A 21,476-nucleotide genomic window follows, 5' to 3' on the forward strand; every position below is an offset into this window, starting at 1 on the left:
ATTGCCATTAATTTCAAAATAATGAAAAAGAATTTTCAAGTACTAGTTGCGTTATTTTCGTTGTATTTGTTTTCAAGTTGTAGTGTAGAAAATGATGTTTCACAACCGATACCAACTTCGACGCCAATACAAAATAAGACCTATACTTATCTCGCTCTAGGAGACAGCTATACCATTGGAGAAAGTGTTTGCGAAACCTGTCGTTTTCCAGCGCAACTATCAAAAAAACTAGGGGATTTACATCCAAAAAATACATATTCCCATCAAATCATTGCGCGAACAGGCTGGACTACAACTAACTTGCTTTCGGCTATTGCCACTCAAAATCCCTCTTCCAATTACGATTTAGTCACTTTACTTATTGGTGTAAACAACCAATATCAAAACAAGCCTTTTTCTTTATATGAAAAAGAATTCCCTGAACTTGTTAATAAAGCTATTGCTTTTGCAAAAGGTGATAAATCCAACGTAATTGTGGTCTCAATACCAGATTATGCTTTTACTCCTTTTGGGCAAGCATCAAGTAATCCAGCTGCTATTTCATCACAGATAGACCGCTACAATGAGTATGCGAAAAATTATTGTGAAGCTAATTCTATTTCTTTTATTTTCATCACTGATAGTACTAGACAGGGTTTGACTAATAAAAGTTTAGTAGCTTCAGATGGTTTACATCCTTCTGAGCTTGCCTACTCATTATTTGTAGAACGAATGTTCCCAACAGCGACTACTGCAATTCACAATTAAAAACATTAGAATTACGAAACCTCAAAGATACCCTAGCATTAAGGGCTATTTTGTTTATCTTTAGTTTTAAAATTAAAAAAATGGCTTCGCAAGAACGATTAACAAGAGCTTTTATCGAAGCGCAGAGAATTCCTTTTAACGATCAATCAAAGTTTATTCTCTTTAGTGATTGCCATCGCAGTGACAACAGCTTTGCCGATGACTTTGCCAGCAATCGAAATGTTTATTTTCATGCAATGACCCAGTATTACAATGATGGATTTACCTATTTTGAGCTCGGGGATGGTGATGAACTTTGGGAAAACATCTTTTTCAAAACTATTTTTGAAGCACACAAAAGCGTTTATTTATTACTTAAAAAATTTCATGATTCTAAAAGATATTACAAAATTTGGGGCAACCATGAAATGACTTTTAAAGATAACGCGCATGCACAAAAAACACTCTCTACTTATACCAATACGCAAAACGACAAAGAAGAACCTTTATTTACTGGTATTAAATGTCATGAAGCACTCGTTTTAGTTCATGAAGATACCAATCAAGAATTGTTTTTGACACACGGCCATCAGGCTGATTTCATGAATTACATCGGTTGGAAAATCAATCGGTTTATGGTACGAATATTATGGAAACCATTGCAAATATGGGGGATTTCAGATCCAACAAGTCCTGCTAAAAATTACATGGAGCGCATAAAAATTGAACTCCGCATCAAAAAATGGATTGAAAATAACGGTCGTAAAATAACAATAGTTGGACACACGCATCGTCCCAGTTTCTCCTATCCCAGCCTAAATTCGACACCCTATTTCAATGACGGAAGTTGCGTACATCCCAGAAGTATTACGGGTATAGAAATTGTAGCAGGAACGATCACCCTAATAAAATGGTTTATTGATACCAAAGAAGATGGCATTTTGCAAGTTGTTAGAGAAGTATTGGAAGGTCCAACACTGTTAAAAAACTATGTTTAAATCATAAAAATCGGATTGTTGTAAATAGCAATGAATGAAAATTTACTTCTTAAAAAAAGGAATCTTTACTTGGATTTCCAAATAAAACCATCCAGTAAATAATGAGTGAATTGAGGCACTGTGAGTAAGGGAACCAAAATAAATTGCCAGCTGGAAAAATCATAACTAGAAACGGCAAACTGATCGTTCCAAACCAGGATTTCCCAAAAATATTCTTCGAAAAACGCAATTAAAAGTACAAAAGCTACAAACAGCATTACGCCTCTTGAACCGCGTAAATAACCCAAAAAACGGTATGGATTGGTAGTGTTTTTTTGAATGTCGTTAAGATAAATCAAAGCCATATACGGAATACCGTGAGAAACCACATTGAGTAATGTAAAAACCAAATCATTATTAAAATACACTATTCCGAAATACCATGATAAAAAAGTTCCTGAAATAATGGCATTTTTTGGAATATTAAAATACTGATCCTTTACATATGTATACACCGTAGAAACTAAATAACTTACAAGAATTAGTGCGTAAACCCAACCTAAAATACTTAAAATTCCTTGATGTTCGAGTTTTACAAAATCGTGTGGCGTAAACCAGCTGAAGGCTCTAGGTGTTGAAAAAAACCAATACAACATAGGATATCCTGTAGCGGTATAAATAACTAAAGCATCGTAAAAAGTACTCCACTTAGTTTTCACTTCTTTGCGTGAATACAAGCGCATGAACCCATATTGTTGCCTTATAAAATGAAAAACAGCTACATACGCTAAGACTGACCAAAAGATAAGGCTACCAAAACTAAAGAGAATCATACCAATTACAAAACATAAAATCGGTAAAAAAATCAATAACGACTGTCTTTTTTGAAATGCCTCTGGAACAAAATACGTTTTAAACAAGGTAGCATACACATGAGCCACATCTATAAAAACAATCAGAAACAACCATGTGTAAAAAGAAAAATGCTCCTCCACATACTGTAACTTATCTTGAAATAAAAAAACGACAGCGACCACAAAAAAGGCAGGTGCTAGAATAAAAACCATGTCTGTTTTGGGCTTATCAATCCACGGTTGCTCCATCAAGAATTGTGTTTACAATGTTAATACCTTGATGAAATGCTTCTTCAAAAATTGAAATGCCCGCCAAATCAGAATGAGCAAAGAAAATCAGATTATCAATGCTAGCTGATGCTTCTTTTTTGGCTTGACCAAAAATAAAACCCGGAACAGGACTAATCATTCCGTGTCCCAATCGATGAATGTAAATGTCCTCTATAAAACTTTCAATGGTGGGATGCGCCATTTTTAAATCATCAAGAACTATTTGTTTCCAATAGTTCTCTTTTTGGGAGTACAACAGTCTACGGTTTTTCTTAATTTCAAGAGTTGAAAAACTGTAATAATAAGTAATCACTTTTTTGGATTGGATTTGCTGTAGCGTTTGGTGTTGATCGTAGATGTACCCCAACCCTTTTGAACCATAAATTACATTGTCCCAACACAAAGGAAAACTACCATTATCTGGAAGTTCTGAAACTACGAGAGTTGCCAAAAACCAAGGTGCGTAGTGAAAATCTTTGGTGATTTTTTTTCGATCCTTAAAAAAGTATTGATTGACAAACTGAGGTGTAGCCATAATAACCTTATCGGCAATTATCTCCAGTGAAGTTTGATTTTGCGCATCATATGTGGCTGCAATTACTTTCTTATTTTCAATTTTTATATCAAATACAATGTGGTTGGTAAGTGTTTTAGAATGAGTATGTTTTTTTAAATGTGATGCTAAACGGGCATTGCCTTCTGGCCAAGTAAGAACGGTATCATTTCCTTCTGGAGCCGTGTCTTGCTTCCGAGCTGCAAAGTAGTGAATACCAGCCCATGCCGAAACTTCTTTGATACCCAAACCAAAATCATCTCTACAGCAATAATCAATGTAATTCAAGAGTGGTTGCGCTGTATACCCTTCTTGCGTGCACCATTGCATCATTGTCATTTTGTCTAAAGCTCGTATGGATGGCTCCTGAGAAGATTTGGCTAACGGAATATCAAAATAATACACTCCATCTTTATCTTTACCCGTTCTAAAAGAGCTCATCTTCAAGAAAAAATCTTGAATTTGTGCATCCTCATCTGGTGTGTTTCCAGTTTTTGGCACCAACCCTTCCTGCCAATTGTTTCTATAAAATAATCTTTCATCTGGTGCAAATGTGAGTTGTTGCACATCAAATATTGGAAAACCCTCATGGTCATATCCTTGAATGATGGCTTCCTCTTCAAGAAAATCAAGCAATTCTTGATCGGCTTTATTAGGCAATGGTAAGTAATGTGCTCCTAGCGGATATTTGGAATACTTATTTTCTCCACTTGATGAATTTCCGCCCAAATGGTTTTCTAATTCCACGACTAAAAAATCATGAATTCCTTTTTTTGAAAATTGCCTAGCAGCACTTAGCCCTGCTATTCCGCCTCCCACAATTAAAAAAGGAATATGAATTTGCTTGGTTGGTTTTGGAAAGTTTTTGGTACGCAATCGGTGCCCCAAGATATGATTGGTGCCAGAAAAACGAATAAGAACCTGAATTGCCTTTTCCTGACAAGCTTGTAAAAACGGCACGGCAAGTAAAGCTAATCCAACAGTTTTTACAAAAAAGCGTCTCGAGATATTATAATTTTCCCCACTCTTCATCAAAATAGCGCACTAAAATTTGGTTATCTAATCGGTTGATTTCAATGTCTTTTGAAATCATATCTTTGGCGAAATAATTGAATTTATCAAACTGATAATTATAAAAACGCAACCCTTCTACTTGCCTGTTTACGGTGTTAAAATTAGTCATGAAACCATTCATAGCAATGGAAAATCCCCATTCTCCAAAAGAAGGAACATAGGCGTGATACGCATCCACCTGAGGAAAAACTTCCATCATGGTTTTGTTGATACACCAAAACGATTTGGGAGCAAAATAAGGAGAAGTAGTTTGCACCACCACCACGGCATCAGAAGTTAAAATTTGTTTGAGGGTGCTGTAGAAACTCCAAGAATACAACTTTCCTAAACTGTAATTTGAAGGATCTGGAAAGTCCACCACTACCACATCATATTGTTTTTTGGCATTCTTAGCCCATACAAAAGCATCTTTGTTGAGCACTTCTACTTTGGAATTATTCAAGGAATTTGCATTGAATTTAGTCAAAACAGAATTGGTTTGAAACATCTTGGTCATGCCTTCATCAAGATCTACAAGAGTAACATGCTTTACATCTTTATATTTCAAAATTTCTCGAACTGCTAATCCGTCTCCACCGCCTAAAACCAGAACGTTATCTACTTTTTTGGCCATAGACATAGCAGGATGCACCAGCGCTTCATGATATCGGTATTCATCTGTTGAGCTGAATTGCAAATTATTATTCAAGTACAAGCGGTAATCGCTCTTGTTATGAGTAAGCACAATGCGTTGGTAGGGTGTTGCATTAGAGTAAATAATGTTTTCACCGTACAGTTTTCCTTCAGAATACGACAAAATAGAATTTGAAAACAAGTACACTACAAACAAGATTAAGAAAGCTCCAATGGCTTTGGTTCTTAATAGATATACGCTCTTCAATTCAGCTTTTAAAAGAAAGCACAAGGCAATAGCGATACTCACGTTTATCATCCCAAAAAACAAGGAAGTTCCCATGATTCCAAGTTTAGGAACCAATACTAACGGAAATAATATGGATGCCAATAATGCTCCTATATAATCAAAAGTAAACACATTAGAAACTAAGTCTCTAAACTGTACTTTGTCTTTTAAAATGTTCATTAACAATGGAATTTCAAGTCCTACAAGACAGCCCGTTACGAACACTAAAAGGTATAAAATAAATTGAAAAGAATATACGCTTTCAAACAACAAGAACAACACAACAGAACTTAAACCACCTATAAGCCCTACCAAGATTTCAATTTCAACAAAAGTGTTGAGCATGTTCTTTGTTAGGAATTTAGAAAAATATGAACCCACTCCCATGGAGAAAAGATAAACCCCTATGATAAACGAAAACTGTTTTACCGAATCGCCTAATAAATAACTGGCCAGAGTTCCTGCAACCAATTCATATACCAAACCGCAAGTTGCAATTGTAAAAACAGCAAAAAGAAGGAGGTATTCGAATTTTAAAAATTTTTTACCCATGTATTGCGGCACTAATAATCATTGAAAAACCAATAATAAGTGCACCAAAGACAATAGCTACAGCGGTATTATTTTTTTCTGTAATTTGTTTCCAAGTATTCTCGGGAGTTAGTTTTTCAATAATAAAGTAGGCTATCAGTAAAATGATAATTCCTAAAAGTGAAAAAACAATCGAGTTTAAAATAGGTTTTGAAGCGATAAAATCCATATTTGATAGTTTAAAATTAATTTATTTATGATAAAAACGGTTTACTGCACCGCGAGAATTTGAAGAGGAAGGTCTATAATTTTCGGTAGATTCGCAATCACACAACTGACTTCCAGTGGCATTGTAATAAACAAACAAAGCGTAAAAAAGAGCTCCTATCACAAGTGAAAGAGCATTACTGCGCATAAAATCTAAAATCTTATCCATACTTAAGAATTAAAAAAAGACTCGTTAGTTTCTCCCCATCTTTTAGCTTCGAAATTTTTCTCTACATAATATAAGACAAGTACAAAAACAACCATAATTATTAAAATGAGCCAAATATTTCTAGATGAAGGCTCACTCCATACCACTTTTACATTCATAAAATCACTGGTAACATCCTCAGGAGCTTTCATTGGGATGATGTTTAAATGATAGGTGCCCGCTGGGACACCACATAAATTGAACTCCTCTGAGTTTGAACCTTCGGACCATGACTCCCCATCTGTGTAGCCTGAATAATGCTCAATATCTTTACTCGCATAGACTTCTTCGCCTGTTTTTTCGTTGATAAGCGCTACTTGAACATTGACCCATGAATTGCTCACGGGTGCATACAACTTTACCTTTAATGGCGCAGGGCTACCGCTGAGAGTAAAACTAGGACTTACAAAATCTTTAGTAGTAAAGTTCGCTAACGCTAATTGGGTATCCAGCACTTCTGTCCGAACACGATCTTTATTTAAAAACCAATTAGAGACTAAAATTAATGCCAAAACACAGCATAAAGTAATGGCTAAATTACGCAAGTTATACAGAAAAGGCTGAACCATTCCTACTCCAACTTTAGTGGGTAAATAAGATGCGCTGAAGGCTTTTTTTACAGCAGCTTTGGAAATGTGTTTCCCCAAAAAAGCATTTTGTTCGCTTCCATTTCGTTCAAAAGAAAGTACTTGAGGTGGATTTATATATTCAATGAGCTCCGCTTTTTCAAAAATATCAAAGTCAAAAAAACCACAAGCCGCTCTTAATTTGGGATAAAAATAATCGTATCTGTCAAAAGTTAGTCCTTCATAATCAACCGTTATTGGATGATTCCCTACTTTTAAAGCAAATTCTATTTTTTCAAGAATGATCCAGTGCCCATCGGCCTCGGATAGATACAAAAAATTTTCTTTGCCTTGCAGGATGTATTCAGTCCATTCAAATCCTTCATTTTCTTTGATCAAAATCCCCGTAATGGTATAATCGGTATTGTTAAAAACACCTACTTGACCCACTTTTAATTGATCTGAAAATGTAAAAGGTCTTAGTTGATCTTTAAATCGTAAACCATCTCGTTCTTGATAAACATAAACGCAATTGGTACACGCATAGATCTTTACATCAAAGTTTACATCTAATTGTGTGGTATGATTGCAATTTGTACAGGTAACTTCCATGCGTATTATCTGTTAATTTCGAAATCTTTTATTAGCACCCCATCAAAATATGAAACATAGGCAGCCATTACATCTTTTACTTTTTGTGAATTGTCTTGTAAATAATTGCACAAATACACATCTAGAGTCAGCTGGTTGTACTCTGGCCAAGTGTGAATGCAAATGTGGGATTCTTTGAGGCAAAATGAAATGGTGAAACTCCTATTTTCGAAATCATGAACTACGACACCTACTTTTTCTAGCGAAAATTGTGTCAAAATTTCTTCTGTAACCTTAGTGAAACCGGCACTATCCGTTAATTTTTGAGAGTCCTGAACTTGCAAGGTAACTAGTTTATGCAATCCAGGAGAATAGGTCGTAAGGTCCATGTATTCGTAATGAAGAAATTGAGATATAATTTTATAATGTACGAATATATCTATTTTATTTGAATAAAAAAAACCTCAAATAATTTCACATCATTTGAGGTTCTATGTTGTAGATAACAATCGCTTAATTTTCAGGAGCCAACTCTAGTTCTAATCCTTCAAGGCTTTCGGTTATTGGAATTTGACAACCCAAACGGCTATTTGATTTTACATAAAATGCTTCTGATAACATGGCCTCTTCATCATCATTCATTTCTGGCAACGGCACATCATTCAAAACATAACATTGGCAAGAAGCGCACATAGCCATTCCGCCACAAGTTCCTTCAACTGGAAGTTCATACGCTTTACAAAGTTCCATAATATTCATAGCCATATCGGTGGGAGCCTGTAATTCATGCACTACTCCTTCTCTATCTTTTATCTTTATTAATACATCCATAAATCAGTTGTGGGTTGAGAGTTTCATTGAGACAATAGCAAGACCTATGCTTTTAATAGAAAAACATAGGTCTTTTTTATCTTTTCTATTTAAAAGGAACGCTTAATACCGTTTATAGGATATTAACAACAGTTTCTATTTGTGGAGCAAATTTTTTAATGGTGGTTTCTACCCCGGCACGCAAAGTCATCTGGTTGACACTGCAACTGGTACAAGCTCCCTCGAGACGCACTTTTACATGCTTATCATCTTCGATGGAAATTAGTGTGATGTCACCGCCATCTGAGTTCAAAAAAGGTCTAATTTCTTCTAGTGCTTTTTGAACTTCTATTGTTAATTCTTCTGTTGTCATTTTCTTTATTTAAAGATTGAAAGATTAGAAAATTGAAAGATTATAAATCATTGTCAAAAGATTCTAATTTCTATTTTTTATTTACTGCGGAACAACCTGCCATAGTTGTAATTTTTACAGCCTCAGTCGCTGGTAAATTTTCATTTCTACTAACAACTTCCTGTACTACATTTCTAGTGATTTCTTCAAAAACAGTTTGGATAACAGAACCCTCTTGCATCGCTGCTGGACGGCCATAATCTCCTGCTTCACGAATAGATTGTACTATCGGCACTTCTCCAAGAAAGGCAACATCAAGATCTTCTGAAAGATTTCTTGCGCCTTCTTTTCCAAAAATGTAATATTTATTTTCTGGTAATTCTTCCGGTGTAAAATAGGCCATGTTTTCTATAATTCCTAAGACAGGAACATTTATAGCTTCAGACATAAACATCGAAACTCCTTTTTTTGCATCGGCCAAAGCCACGGCTTGCGGCGTACTTACAATTACAACACCCGTGATAGGCAAGGATTGTACAATAGAAAGGTGAATATCTCCTGTTCCTGGTGGCAAATCGACTAACATAAAGTCTAATTCTCCCCAATCTGCATCAAAAATCATCTGGTTCAACGCTTTAGAAGCCATTGGTCCCCTCCAGATTACGGCTTGACTTGGTGCTGTAAAAAATCCAATCGAAAGTATTTTTACTTCATAACTTTCTACGGGTTTCATTTTAGATTTGCCATCTACTGTAACTGAAATTGGTTTTTCGTTCTCGACATCAAACATGATTGGCATCGAAGGCCCATAAATATCAGCATCTAATATACCTACTGAAAAACCCATTTTAGCTAGTGTTACCGCTAAGTTTGCTGTTACTGTTGATTTCCCAACTCCGCCTTTACCGGAAGCAACACCAATAATATTTTTTATTCCAGGTATAGCTTTTCCTTTGATTTCTGGCTTGTCTGGAACGTCAACCTTGCTGTTTATTTTTATTTTAGCCTCTGATGATACTAATTCTAAAATTGCTTTTTTGATATCGTCTTCTGCGCGCTTCTTAATGTGCATTGCCGGTGTGTGCAACACTAAATCTACTACCACTTCATCCCCAAAAGTAATCACATTTGCAATAGCGCCACTTTCTACCATATTTTTACCTTCTCCAGCTATAGTAATAGTTTCTAATGCTTTAAGAATGTCTTTTCTTTCTAATTTCATTTTTATTCCACTTTTTTCTATTGGCATTTGCATACCAGAATATTATCTTTATTTAAACTGAGTTCAGATTACAAAGATAGCAGTTTAAGTTCTTATTTTAAAGGATTTGTATTGCATTTATTGATTTGCAAATTGCCACTACTTATAGCCCTGCTTTTCTATTCATCAACCAATTCAACACTTTTATAATCAAAGAAAAGTTTGCTACTCCATTCGGATTTCGGGAACCCAAAAAACCGAATCAAGATCTACAATCTGATTATTAACAACAACAATGCCCTCGTTTTCTAACAACTGTTGCATCAAATTTGTTCCATCAAAATGTAGTTTTCCAGTTAGTAATCCATTTCTATTGACCACGCGATGTGCTGGAACATCACCTAAAGCATGAGACGCATTCATGGCCCAACCCACCATTCTAGCGGATCGAGCTGTGCCTAAAGCTTTTGCAATAGCGCCGTAAGAGGTCACTTTGCCGTATGGAATTTGCCTTACTACAGCGTAAACCCTTTCAAAAAAGTTATCGTCGGACATGGCTTTATGTTTGATAAAAAGAAAGTTTGCTTTTTTGAAGATTAAAAATCTACTACCAATAATACCGGATAATATTTATTAGTGTGATCAAAGATACCAAACCCGTTATACCCCCTATAATGCTATTCATATTGCGCATTAAATAATCGGTCTTATTTTGTATTTTTTGAAAAAAAGTTATGTAAAAATAAAATACCAAAAAAGAACCTAATACTACTCCCGATACAAAAATAAAGACATAGGTGGTATCAAAATAAAACAAATTGTATGAGGCTAATGTTACACTCACAAAAACATAATATGGAATTGGAAAAAAATTGAGCGCTGAAAGGAGCATCCCTAGAAAAAAACGAGTCGAAGTGCTCCTTTTTTTAATTATTTCTTTTTTCTTCTTTGGCTTTTTGGCAATCAATAAAAAATAGACTGTCAATACAGCAAATATCACAAAACCAAATTCGCGCAACAGTACAATAACTTCGGGACGTTCTTTTATAAATTGTGCAAAGAGTATTGCAATAGCTGCCTGAAAGAAAATGATAATTACCGCACCAAGAACGAACCAATAGGCACTTTTTTTACCTTCCTTTAGATTCACTTTAGCTGCTGTCATATTAATCAAACCCGGAGGCGTAATCCCTACAAAAGCAGTAACAAAACCCAGAAACAAGGAAGTAATTAAATTCATAGGTAAAATACAAATATCAAAAAAGCACTACTATTCTTTAATTTTAAATCGAATATAAGTAATTGCTTTGTTAATTTCCAAATATTGTTTTTCATAAAAAGTTTGAAATGCAGTCACTTCCTCTGGACTTCCCTCGTTTACATACACATTATGATTGGCATATAAAACTTCGTGACCTTCGCCATGAAGTAAACCAAGTGTGTAGCCGTGCATAAACTCACTATCGGTTTTTAAGTTAACAACTCCGTCTTTTTTGAGGATTTTTTTATACAACTGCAAAAACTCTGAATTTGTCATTCGGTGTTTCGTGCGTTTATATTTTATTTGCGGATCTGGAAAAGTGATCCAGATTTCATCTACTTCATTTTCAGCAAAAATATGATTGATTAATTCAATTTGGGTTCTAATAAAAGCAACATTATGCAAGCCAGTTTCTACAGCAGTCTTGGCACCACGCCAAAAACGAGCTCCTTTAATATCGATTCCTACGAAATTTTTATTCGGATATCGTTCTGCAAGTCCAACAGAATATTCCCCTTTTCCACAACCTAGCTCCAACACTAATGGATTGTCATTTTTGAAGAATTCTGTATTCCACTTGCCTTTCAAAGGAAATAAATCACCTACTACCTCTTCTCTCGTTGGTTGAAAAACATTAACAAATGTCTCATTTTCCTTGAACCTCTTTAATTTATTTTTGCTTCCCACTTTTTTTGAATATTTCGGCAAAATTAAGGAAATATATAAGACCGAATGTCAAAGTAGCAAAAAAATGAAAAATCAGCAGGCAACTTTCGATAACGAAATCTATTATTTACTTAAAACAGAACCAGCTCTTAGTTTTTTATTCCTTGAGCCTTAAGCTTATCGATAATAACCGACTCGCTTGCTGATTTCAATTCAATCACTTTGTTGGAATTGTCATTTGGGATTGTCATAGACAAAACGTATTGTTTTATTTTCCACTCTTGTCCTATTTTGACTAACACACCTGAGCCGCGACAAATTTTCATTTGAGTATTTAGCAATTCGTCAAACCAAGCGGTTTTTCCTGTTTTGTCAAAAAAAATATGGCGTTCTACAACTGTAAAACTCCACGCTTTCCCTTTATCAAAATGTGGTTTTGCATAGGCCTGAAATGCTGTTTTATTCCAATTTTCTGTTGCATCAGTACCAATAAAAATTGCATCATCAGTCATCAAGTTAAAGTACGTATTATAATTAGCATCTGCTGCAGCTTTATGCCAAGTATCTAATGTAACATTGATTTCATTTGTAGAATCGGTTTGATTTACCATCACACTTTTACAACCCAATACGGTTATTACAGTCAAAACAGCTAGTAGTTTTTTCATTTTATTGGGTATTATATTTATTTCTCCATCAAAAGCTAGTAGTATGCGCGTACTCCTTTTTTGTGTCGAATAAAGGTAGCATAAAAACACACAATATTGAAATGAATCGCACAATACCTATTTATACAACCAACTAACTGTAATTTGAGGTCAAACCCACAAGACCCAAAATACGTAAAGCAATAGCGCTATTTTTTGAGACATTACCGTGTTGTCTTTTACTGCGCATTCACAAGACAGAGTTACATCTTTACTACAGCGTTTTTTGAGCGAAGCGGAAAGAATTGATTTGATAAAATAGTTTCGACAACATAACACATGAATAGACCTTAAGCCTTTTGGAATAAAAAACTTTAAAGATTTCCTTAATTCCTTTCATAATTTTTGGATTTTCACGGTTCGATTTAATTTATAATTTTGTTAAAAAATAAAAAACCAAATACAATCGTTTCATTTGCAATGTTTTATATTTGAATTATTTTTAATAATCTGTCTCAAAAAAAAATATGCATCCAGACCAGTCCTACTAATGCAAAATTACATATCAAGTTTTGACGTACTTTTGTATTGCTTTAAACAGAAAAATTTAAGATTTAAAGTTCCAATTATGAGAAAGTTATGTTCCCCAATACTTATTATTGTTTTTACAATGCTGTTGACAATTGTTTCTTGTAAAAAGAAAAATAATCCCAATGATGCTACAAGTGCACCAAGTTTAAATACCGTTGAAGTTGCTTTTGACAGCACTCAAATCAATACTTTTTTTGAAAAATATCCAAAACTAAAAAATTACCAAAGCGAGGTAGAACAATTATACCGCAAACATCAGTTTCATTACATTTGGTTTGATAAAGATGGTCTCAATGAATTTGCTGGCTTACTGTACAACAAAGTGAATAACATGAGTCAGGAAGGACTAGAAACTGAAATTCCGTATAAGGAAAAATTAGATGATATTTATGACAATCCAGAAGACAATCAGAAAGCAAGTATTAACACTGAATTGTTGAGTTCTGCGCTGTACTTTTTTTATGCAGATAAAGTCTACGATGGCATCAGTACTCAAAAAACACAAGATTTAGGTTGGTTTTTGCCTCGAAAAAGACAATCCTATGTCAATTATTTAGATTCGCTGTTAATCAATCCTTCATTAATAAATAAAGAAGAAAAAGGTGTTTTAAAACAATATTTTCTACTAAAAAAAGTATTGCAAGAATACCGAGCGATACAAAAAAAAGGAGGATGGAAAGCCATCGCACTAGACTCAACCGTAAAGTCTTATAAAGTTGGAGATAGTGCCACTGCAATTGCACAAATCAGAACACGTCTTTTTATTACCAATGATATATCGCGAGATTCTAAAAGTGCCGTTTATGACGCTGAATTAGCAGAAGGAATATTGAAATTTAAAAAGAGAAGTGGTAATCTACTCAACAAAAAGATATTACCAGAACACATCAAATACATGAATGTTCCCGTTGCTGCACGCATTAAAAACATCATGATCAACATGGAACGTTGCCGATGGATCTCGAATGATATCACGAAATCTAAGGAATTGATTGTAGTGAATATACCTGCCTATGAACTAACTTTTTTCCGAGACGGGAAACCAGAATTAGTATCCAAGGTTGTGGTGGGAAAAGCCATGAATAAAACCGTAATTTTTAGTGCTCCAATGAAATATATCGTGTTCAGACCGTATTGGAATGTACCGACAAGTATCCTTAAGAAAGAAATTCTTCCTGCCATTGAAAAGAATCCGAATTACTTGGCCGAACACAACATGGAATGGAAGGATAGTTTTGTAAGACAAAAACCAGGACCTGAAAACTCATTGGGATTAGTGAAGTTTTTATTCCCCAATTCGAATGCGATTTATTTGCATGATACACCATCCAAAAGTTTATTTGGCAGGGAGGATCGCGCTTTTAGCCATGGCTGCATTCGTGTCGCCAAGCCAAAAGAACTTGCTGCCATGATTATGAAGAACGATAAAAAATGGAATCCAGCAAAGATAGAAACGGCTATGAACAGCGGAGAAGAATATTGGTACACGCTCAAAAACAAAATTCCGGTGTACATTGGTTATTTCACTGCTTGGGTAGATGCTGACGGCGTGGTTCATTTCTATGAAGATGTCTATAAAAGAGACGAAGCATTAGCATCCTTGTTGTTTGATAAGTAACCCATCCAAAATTCAAATCGTTTGTATAGTTCCGAAAAAAATCGGAGATGCATTACAGGGATTTGCGCTGATTTTTTGACTATCTATCATTAATAAGCAATAGGCAAATTTGTTGGTTTATAAAAACAAAGTAGCTTTTTTCTTGAACCATTAAGAAATTAAGGTCCATTAAGTATAAAACTTAATTGTCTTAATTTCTTAATGGTTTATATAAAAATTCCTAGCCTGCTAATCGGCCTTCCCTATTTAAGTTTAAAAGAGATACAACTACAAACATTAGTATCTCAACCAAAAAAAAATGACAGTATCTCCATAAGACAGTGTCATTTTTTTGGCGTGCCAAAAGGCAACTATTTAATACGCTTTCTGTTTTTCGAAAGCCGTGTCCAACACTTTTTTTATTTTGTCTAAGGCACCATGAAAGGCTTTCTCTGTAGTATCGGCATGATTGGTAACTGCAACGGGTTGCATATTTACTGGTCTGGCTTCGATCAGGCATCGTTTGTCGTTGATTCCGAATTTATCACTGTTTTCGTCTGCAAGATGCACTTCTAAACGGGTTACTTTATCTTCAAAACGCGCCAAAGCGGTTCCTAATTCCTCCGCTATATACGCTTTCAAACGTGCGTGTCCTTCTACATTGTTGTCTGTGTTGATTTGTACTGTCATATTTTTATTTATTTAATGTTCTATTCTCAAATTTATCGATTGCAGTATGAAAAACCGAACCAATTAATAAAACATTGTGAAAATAAAAGAGCATTTGTAACTTGATTTTTAAGTACAAATTAAAAGCAAGTATTAGTTCTTCTTTTGACCAGAGATTTTTTTGAGCCATAAAAAATTAATTAGCCCATCTTCTTAACCATTCAGATTCATCTAGACCAACTCGAGATAATTCGGACGCATATTCCACTACAACTCTCTGAGAATGAAGGTCTTTTAAATCTAAAATCCATTCAAAATGCTCGTCAGTAACTTCTTTGTAATTTTGTTCGAAAATATATTTACCAGTTCCATCATTTCTACCTTTCACAATTCCTTCTACATTATCTCCAACGAACTTTATTGTTCTTATTGAAAATGATTTTTTATTTAATTTTAATTTAATACCGGCAGGAGATATGATTTCAAATTTGTCATTACCGTTTATTATTGACATTGGTAGAAAAAGAAATTTCCGCTCAACCCCGTAGATTCTGACACTATCACATTTTTGCTGTATACAAATAAAATAATTGTCATTTTTAGTACTTTTAATTATTGTGCCAAGAGTTAATTTAGGTTCAATATTTTGAGGCAAAAATAAACTTTTATGGTGTGTTAGTTTGGCGAAATTCTTGTTTATTTCTTCTTCTTTTGTTAAGTTACTTAAATTTAAAAAAAGTTTCGTGTTGTTATTTGACAAATATTTTAAAAATTCGCCTCTTTGGTCTTTATTTTGTATCAACGCTTTAAAAACTGTCTCAAATTTCTTTTCAACTCTAGTTTCAGAAGAAAATAATAAATCAGTAAGCATTGATTTATTACGAATAAAATCTATGCCAGGATTTAATTTAATTCCTTTATTATTTAATACTGAATGAGTTTCTTCTAGAATATTAAGATCTATCCAATCCAAAATTAAATCTTTATTTACAACCTTATGTATCCCATTATAACTTAACAAATCAGCTATAGAATCTTTCAAAATATCTAATAGTAAATCCTCAGCATCCTCTGAATTAGGTATAAATGATTTATGACTTAAATATGCACAATCCAACTCCTTCGAAAAGAGGCTTAAAATTTTATGAGAGTTAAACCGAATAGTAGTTAAACTTTGTAATGCGAAATTTGATAATAAGCCACTCGTCATTTCTGTAAACTCATTTAACACAAATGATGGTAAATCTTTGTATTTAACGATTTTATCTTTCAAACCTATAAGGTGATTAAATTTAGTATCTTCCTCCTCATCCCCAACCGAAGATTTTGCTCTAATAAGTACCTTTATATTGTCAGAGTAAACTTTGCAATCCTCATGTTTTAAATCGGAACATTCTGCAAATAATGTATCATAAACTTCTTGGGTAATTTCTACCAAATTTGTTTCACCAGTATAAATTATTATCAACTTTAAACTTCCTTTACCAACAATTGGATCCGTCAAGATTTCATTAATAATTTCTAAGGTAAACTGCCCACGTGTATCATCTGCTGGTGCATCTGCTTCGAGGTTTACATCTACATTGGTATTTAATAAATTTATTTGCCAATCAAGAATTACCACATCAGCTTTTTTGGCAATTCCCTTAAAACTATCAATATCTTTTTGATTTTGAGGTTGATATATGCCGCATATTTTTTTTTCAGAAGCAAATACGTTAGAAACTTTTCGAGCATCAAAATCATGGTTTGGACTATCAGCTGATCTAGCTAAATACGCTTTATCGTCTATAAAAACAATACTTTGCAAAAAATCATTTGCTATTACTTTTGACTTTTCAAAAAAAGGATTACTCATTATTTTCTGATTTAATTCGTTCGATTTTGAAGGTAACTGTACTTCCTTCTTTAGAAATGATATTATATATGTTATAATTTTCTGCATTTAGTACTTCTTTACTGATATTTAATCCCATACCTCTGCCATGGGCTTTTCTAGAAAATCCTAAGTCAAATATTCGCTCTCTGTCTTGAATTGGAATTTCCAACCCATTATTTGAAATGTAAATTCCAGATTCATCCGCATGTAAGCGAATTATTTTTTGATTCACATCACTATGGTTTAGCCAATAGATAGCATTGTCAATTAAATTTACAAAAACAGGATAAAATGTAGATCTAAATCCAAATAGTTTTTCATTTGCAAATCCATTTGTATGTTTAAACTGAATATTGTGTCTTTCCATTCTTGATTTGAACAAATCAATTAAAAACGCCTTAATTTCCATCAAAGAAATGTCTTCTCTCTTTCTGTTCAGTCTTCTATTTAATGGAGTGAATAGATTAAGATAACCATCTAAATGTTCAAAATTCACTTTGATGTTTTTATAAACCCCATCAAGCTTATCATTCACGTCAGACCATGCTTTCAAATCTTTAAGGCTTCCCCTTATTGAACGTATTGTACTCCCAAATTCATGATGTAAAACTCCAACTGCCAAGCCCAATTGACTTAACTCTATATCAGCTTGAACCCTTTCCCTTAACTCATCTAATTCTTCGGCTAGCGCATCCGAAATTTGATCATTTGTAATAATCTCACCTTCATTACTTTTCTCAATGTAGAAACTTTCAAATTGTCTAATAATTCTATCCATAACAAATGTATTACGGTTACTTATTAGTTCTATTTCTTCTTCCATTGATTTTCTTTGCTCTACCAAATCAAAATCATCTACATTGTTTGTTCCTAAATTCTTGAACTTATCCTTAACCGTTCGAATCTGATTATCCAAATCCAACATCAATTCAGAAGTTAGCTCTTTTATCTTCTTAGAAACATCATTAACTATTTCGTTTGTTTCGTTTTTCTTTTTAATATTCGTTTTTTTTGCTTCAACAGATATAAAATCTACAGCTTGCTCTAACCTTTTTCTTTTACTTATTTCAATGTTTAATTTTGACGTAAACTCATCAACCAAAGTGTCTAATGAATTACTTGCCATTTTAAACAATCCATTTTCTAACAATTGAAATTCACTCAAATAAGTATCAAAATCTATCCTATTTCCTTTTGATATAGAAAATCCTTTAGGATTAGAAACACTTATCTTTTTCTTATAGTCACTCAATTTTTTTCTTGAATCGAATTCGTAATCTAATATTTTTTGGCTCGACTCATCAATATTTTTAATATAAATGATTGAATTAAAATTTTGCCTAGTTTCTCCAATTATATTATTTACTTCATTTTCTATTTTCTTTGAAGTAAGATTTTTGAAAAAATTATCAAGATCTTCTAAAAATTTTTCTTTTTTGCCTTTTGCAAGCTTATCCCTTCTTTCTAAAGCAGAATAAACAGAGTTTATTTCTTGTTTTTTTTGATTATAAAACTCTGAATGTGGGTTTTTGTTTTTTTCATCAAAAAAATCTGTTGCTAATTGAACCATGAAGTTCCTAAGTATATCTTGAAATTGACGATAAGCTTTATTCTCAATAAAACCTTCTCTTCCTGCCTTCTCGGTTAACTTAAAATTTTCTTTATTGTTAATTTCAATCACACCAAACATTCTCCTATGAGAAAAAAAGTATGTACTAGCTCTTTTTGTCCTGTTTTTCTCTATATTTAAAAAATCATAATCAATATCTCCATAAGGTAATATTCTAATATTATCCTTATAAATATATAAGCCTCCAAATTTATTTGTTTTAGCGCTTAAAACAGCCCAATTTTCCGAATCAACTTTAGAATCTCTTAAATTTCCTTGAATAAATACAAAATTTATATCAAATGAACCACAATCTGTTTCCCTGAAATGATTACCATTCCAACTAATTATATGATTTTCATATTTCTGTACCCCATAGATATTAACAGAGCCTTTAAATTGTCCAAACTTATCAAAATTCCCTTCAAAATGATGGTCTGCTATTTCAAATTCTTGTGGTGTAAAAAACTCTTCTCTATTAATTAAATCAAAATACAAATCATTATCACTTCTATAATCTCTAAATGAAATATCTATAATTGGCTCAGGATGATTTGGGGTCATTGTATTATGAAAACCAATTAACATTTTTTCAATTTTTGTTGCTTCTTGACCTTTTTCTCCTTCAATGTCAAAAATTAATGTTTCATTTACAGGTGTTATATAAAAAAAAGTTCCCCCTTTTTTATTTAAAAGTTCAAAATCTCCAACTTGTTTGTTATTTAATTCTCTTGGATTTACTTTAAAACTATCTATAGAAGAACTGATTTTTAAAAAGTCATCCTCTGATATAATATCATTCTTTAAAAGATTTTCAAGAGACAATGAAATTTCAGATTTCATATTGTTTATATCATCTTCATCTGGGAAATTATCAAATTCCAAAATAGGAATTGTTATGTCTTCTAAATTAATACCTGGTAATTCAAATAGCTCCCAATTAATAAAAACGCCAACAATTTTATGGTCTTCTTCTCTTTTATTTGCTTTTGTTAATATTAAAACTTGTTTGCCTATTGATGCAATTGCTAGCCTTCCGATTCCTTTCTCACCCATTACAGGTCTTCTAAGTTTAGCACTATCCGTAGGAGGAAGAAGGGTTTTTCTATTTGCAAATTTACTTTCGGTTCCTATAGTCAACCATCTTGTTTCAAATTCTTCTCTAGTCATTCCTAGACCATCATCTCTTAGAACAAGTAAATTATCTTTTCTAAAAAAATCAATATCAAATTTATCAGCATAAGCATCATGAGCATTTTTAATAAGTTCATTAATTGCTGTTGGAATTCCAGCAATTTGTTGACGACCTAATAAATCTAATGCTCTTGCTCTTGTTTTAAATTGCGCCATTAAAATGATTATTTATTATTGCCTCTCCTATACATTTTGCATATTGAGGTGGAACTGCATTACCTATTAATCTAGCAATAGATGAAGTGCTTGTTCCATGAAATTTATATTCTTTTGGGAAAGATTGCAAGGTTGCGCCTTCTCGTAAAGACAATGCTCTGTCTTCGTCAGGGTGAACAAAGCGACCATTTGAAATACTAAAAAATTTTGTGGTGATGGTTGGTGATGGCTTATCCCACCACAAACGACCAAAAGTATCCTTAAAAGAACTGTCTTTACCCTCAAAACAAGCTAATTGTAGTTCTGGATCATTGGCAAAACCTAATCGGTTTCCACCATCTTTTGCGACTTTCTTTAATCTTTTTTTATTCACTGCCGAGATAGACGCAACGGTATGTAAAAATTCTGTATTGTCTTTATGTCCATCCTTAATTTCTGGAAAACCGTTATCTAGTCCCAAAACATCTCTAACGGTAACTTTTCGACCTTCATTTTTCATCAAATCAATCCGTTCCTCAGTTACACGATTTGCTATTAAAGTAAATCTTTTTCGACTTTGAGGAACACCATATTCTGCAACATTATGAACTTCAAAATGCACTTTATAATTGTTTTGTTCAAGCCAAATTATAAAATCTTCAAGTCCGCTTTCTCTTTTCTTTCTTAACACTCCAGGAACATTTTCTACAACTACATAACCAGGGTTAAAGTATTTTACAAAACGAGTAAATTCTATTAATAAATTTGCTGATTTTGTTGATTTGGTTTTATCTGTATTGATTATACTCCAAAATTGACAAGGGCTACAGCCTATTAGAATTAAATCATTATCATCACGATTAAGATTTAATCTTGTTTCTAATTCTTCTTCTTTTAATTCAAAAACATCAGCTTGTATAAATTGCGCGCCTCTTATATTCTCTTCATAAGTTGCTCTACAATTTGGCTCATAGTCAATTCCTGCTAAAACATTTATACCTGCTTCTAGCATCCCATAACTCATGCCGCCACCGCCACAAAAAAAGTCAACTGCATGTAAATTGTTAGCTTCATCCTCCATAATTAAATAATTCTTGAATATTTACTTCGAGAGCTTTTGCGAGTTTTTCAATAATAAGTAGCGAAACATTTCTTTTTCCTTTTTCAATATCAGAAATATAGGTTCGATCAATGTTTGCAATATTCGCCAGATACTCAATAGAGTACCCTTTTTGCTCTCTTAGCTGTTTAATTTTATGTCCAAATTTTTCTTTCAGATTCATAACCTATAAAAGTAGTTTTGTGTGGACAATTGACCTGCTTACAATTGACCTCATTTTTTTATGA

22 protein-coding genes are annotated in these 21,476 nt (G+C 33.3%); 3 read left to right on the forward strand and 19 right to left on the reverse strand.

Features of this window, described 5'->3' with window-relative positions; translation table 11 throughout:
- Positions 1–21 precede the first annotated feature (21 nt).
- Entirely contained in the window at positions 22–747 is a 726-nt protein-coding gene (locus AC061C_RS06870) for an SGNH/GDSL hydrolase family protein (protein ID WP_478290558.1), read from the forward strand.
- 80 nt (positions 748–827) lie between these two features.
- Positions 828–1,724 (forward strand): serine/threonine protein phosphatase, encoded by an 897-nt coding sequence (locus tag AC061C_RS06875; protein WP_478290559.1) that lies wholly within the window; start codon positions 828–830, stop codon positions 1,722–1,724.
- A gap of 65 nt (positions 1,725–1,789) precedes the next feature.
- Here the strand turns inward: AC061C_RS06875 and AC061C_RS06880 are convergent, their stop codons facing one another.
- From AC061C_RS06880 to AC061C_RS06945, 14 genes are all read right to left on the reverse strand, one after another.
- A complete protein-coding gene (locus AC061C_RS06880; RefSeq protein WP_478290560.1) occupies positions 1,790–2,806 on the reverse strand; it encodes a hypothetical protein in 1,017 nt (338 codons plus the stop codon).
- Positions 2,787–4,412 carry a flavin monoamine oxidase family protein gene (locus AC061C_RS06885; RefSeq protein ID WP_478290561.1) on the reverse strand — a complete coding sequence of 542 codons (1,626 nt, stop codon included), beginning with the start codon at positions 4,410–4,412 and terminating at the stop codon, positions 2,787–2,789. The genes AC061C_RS06880 and AC061C_RS06885 overlap by 20 nt, the downstream gene beginning before the upstream one ends.
- Positions 4,390–5,907, reverse strand: coding sequence for a polyamine aminopropyltransferase (locus AC061C_RS06890; protein ID WP_478290562.1), 1,518 nt, complete (start codon positions 5,905–5,907; stop codon positions 4,390–4,392). Before AC061C_RS06890 ends, AC061C_RS06885 begins: the two co-directional genes overlap by 23 nt.
- Positions 5,900–6,115 carry a DUF350 domain-containing protein gene (locus tag AC061C_RS06895; protein WP_309756641.1) on the reverse strand — a complete coding sequence of 72 codons (216 nt, stop codon included), beginning with the start codon at positions 6,113–6,115 and terminating at the stop codon, positions 5,900–5,902. The genes AC061C_RS06890 and AC061C_RS06895 overlap by 8 nt, the downstream gene beginning before the upstream one ends.
- A 21-nt stretch (positions 6,116–6,136) precedes the next feature.
- Positions 6,137–6,322 carry a hypothetical protein gene (locus tag AC061C_RS06900; protein WP_309756643.1) on the reverse strand — a complete coding sequence of 62 codons (186 nt, stop codon included), beginning with the start codon at positions 6,320–6,322 and terminating at the stop codon, positions 6,137–6,139.
- Positions 6,323–6,324: 2 nt separating this feature from the next.
- Positions 6,325–7,539 (reverse strand): DUF4178 domain-containing protein, encoded by a 1,215-nt coding sequence (locus AC061C_RS06905; protein WP_478290563.1) that lies wholly within the window; start codon positions 7,537–7,539, stop codon positions 6,325–6,327.
- Positions 7,540–7,544: 5 nt separating this feature from the next.
- On the reverse strand, positions 7,545–7,907 hold the full coding sequence (locus tag AC061C_RS06910; protein WP_158728591.1) for an S-adenosylmethionine decarboxylase family protein: 363 nt from the start codon (positions 7,905–7,907) through the stop codon (positions 7,545–7,547).
- Positions 7,908–8,031: 124 nt separating this feature from the next.
- A complete protein-coding gene (locus AC061C_RS06915; RefSeq protein WP_309756649.1) occupies positions 8,032–8,349 on the reverse strand; it encodes a 2Fe-2S iron-sulfur cluster-binding protein in 318 nt (105 codons plus the stop codon).
- A gap of 112 nt (positions 8,350–8,461) precedes the next feature.
- On the reverse strand, positions 8,462–8,701 hold the full coding sequence (locus AC061C_RS06920; protein WP_073205171.1) for a NifU family protein: 240 nt from the start codon (positions 8,699–8,701) through the stop codon (positions 8,462–8,464).
- A 70-nt stretch (positions 8,702–8,771) separates the two neighbouring features.
- Positions 8,772–9,902, reverse strand: coding sequence for an Mrp/NBP35 family ATP-binding protein (locus AC061C_RS06925; RefSeq protein WP_417985190.1), 1,131 nt, complete (start codon positions 9,900–9,902; stop codon positions 8,772–8,774).
- A gap of 204 nt (positions 9,903–10,106) precedes the next feature.
- Positions 10,107–10,436 (reverse strand): MGMT family protein, encoded by a 330-nt coding sequence (locus AC061C_RS06930; RefSeq protein WP_478290564.1) that lies wholly within the window; start codon positions 10,434–10,436, stop codon positions 10,107–10,109.
- A gap of 52 nt (positions 10,437–10,488) precedes the next feature.
- Positions 10,489–11,121, reverse strand: coding sequence for a LysE family transporter (locus AC061C_RS06935; protein WP_478290565.1), 633 nt, complete (start codon positions 11,119–11,121; stop codon positions 10,489–10,491).
- A 30-nt stretch (positions 11,122–11,151) separates the two neighbouring features.
- On the reverse strand, positions 11,152–11,829 hold the full coding sequence (trmB, locus tag AC061C_RS06940) for a tRNA (guanosine(46)-N7)-methyltransferase TrmB (RefSeq protein ID WP_478290566.1): 678 nt from the start codon (positions 11,827–11,829) through the stop codon (positions 11,152–11,154).
- A gap of 128 nt (positions 11,830–11,957) precedes the next feature.
- Positions 11,958–12,476: a nuclear transport factor 2 family protein gene (locus tag AC061C_RS06945; RefSeq protein ID WP_478290567.1), complete on the reverse strand. Its 519-nt coding sequence runs from the start codon at positions 12,474–12,476 to the stop codon at positions 11,958–11,960.
- 607 nt (positions 12,477–13,083) lie between these two features.
- Here AC061C_RS06945 and AC061C_RS06950 point away from each other — a divergent pair.
- Positions 13,084–14,664 carry a L,D-transpeptidase family protein gene (locus AC061C_RS06950; protein WP_478290568.1) on the forward strand — a complete coding sequence of 527 codons (1,581 nt, stop codon included), beginning with the start codon at positions 13,084–13,086 and terminating at the stop codon, positions 14,662–14,664.
- A 354-nt stretch (positions 14,665–15,018) separates the two neighbouring features.
- Here the strand turns inward: AC061C_RS06950 and AC061C_RS06955 are convergent, their stop codons facing one another.
- From AC061C_RS06955 to AC061C_RS06975, 5 genes are all read right to left on the reverse strand, one after another.
- On the reverse strand, positions 15,019–15,333 hold the full coding sequence (locus AC061C_RS06955; protein WP_099713737.1) for an HPF/RaiA family ribosome-associated protein: 315 nt from the start codon (positions 15,331–15,333) through the stop codon (positions 15,019–15,021).
- Between the two features lie 175 nt (positions 15,334–15,508).
- Positions 15,509–17,170 (reverse strand): response regulator receiver domain, encoded by a 1,662-nt coding sequence (locus AC061C_RS06960; RefSeq protein ID WP_478290569.1) that lies wholly within the window; start codon positions 17,168–17,170, stop codon positions 15,509–15,511.
- On the reverse strand, positions 17,163–20,150 hold the full coding sequence (locus AC061C_RS06965) for an ATP-binding protein (protein WP_478290570.1): 2,988 nt from the start codon (positions 20,148–20,150) through the stop codon (positions 17,163–17,165). Before AC061C_RS06965 ends, AC061C_RS06960 begins: the two co-directional genes overlap by 8 nt.
- Positions 20,137–21,210: a DNA cytosine methyltransferase gene (locus tag AC061C_RS06970; protein WP_478290571.1), complete on the reverse strand. Its 1,074-nt coding sequence runs from the start codon at positions 21,208–21,210 to the stop codon at positions 20,137–20,139. The genes AC061C_RS06965 and AC061C_RS06970 overlap by 14 nt, the downstream gene beginning before the upstream one ends.
- Positions 21,200–21,412, reverse strand: a complete 213-nt coding sequence (locus AC061C_RS06975; protein WP_478290572.1) for a helix-turn-helix domain-containing protein — start codon at positions 21,410–21,412, stop codon at positions 21,200–21,202. The genes AC061C_RS06970 and AC061C_RS06975 overlap by 11 nt, the downstream gene beginning before the upstream one ends.
- Between the last annotated feature and the right edge of the window lie 64 nt (positions 21,413–21,476).

The sequence above is a fragment of the Flavobacterium sp. GNP010 genome (assembly GCF_056428945.1).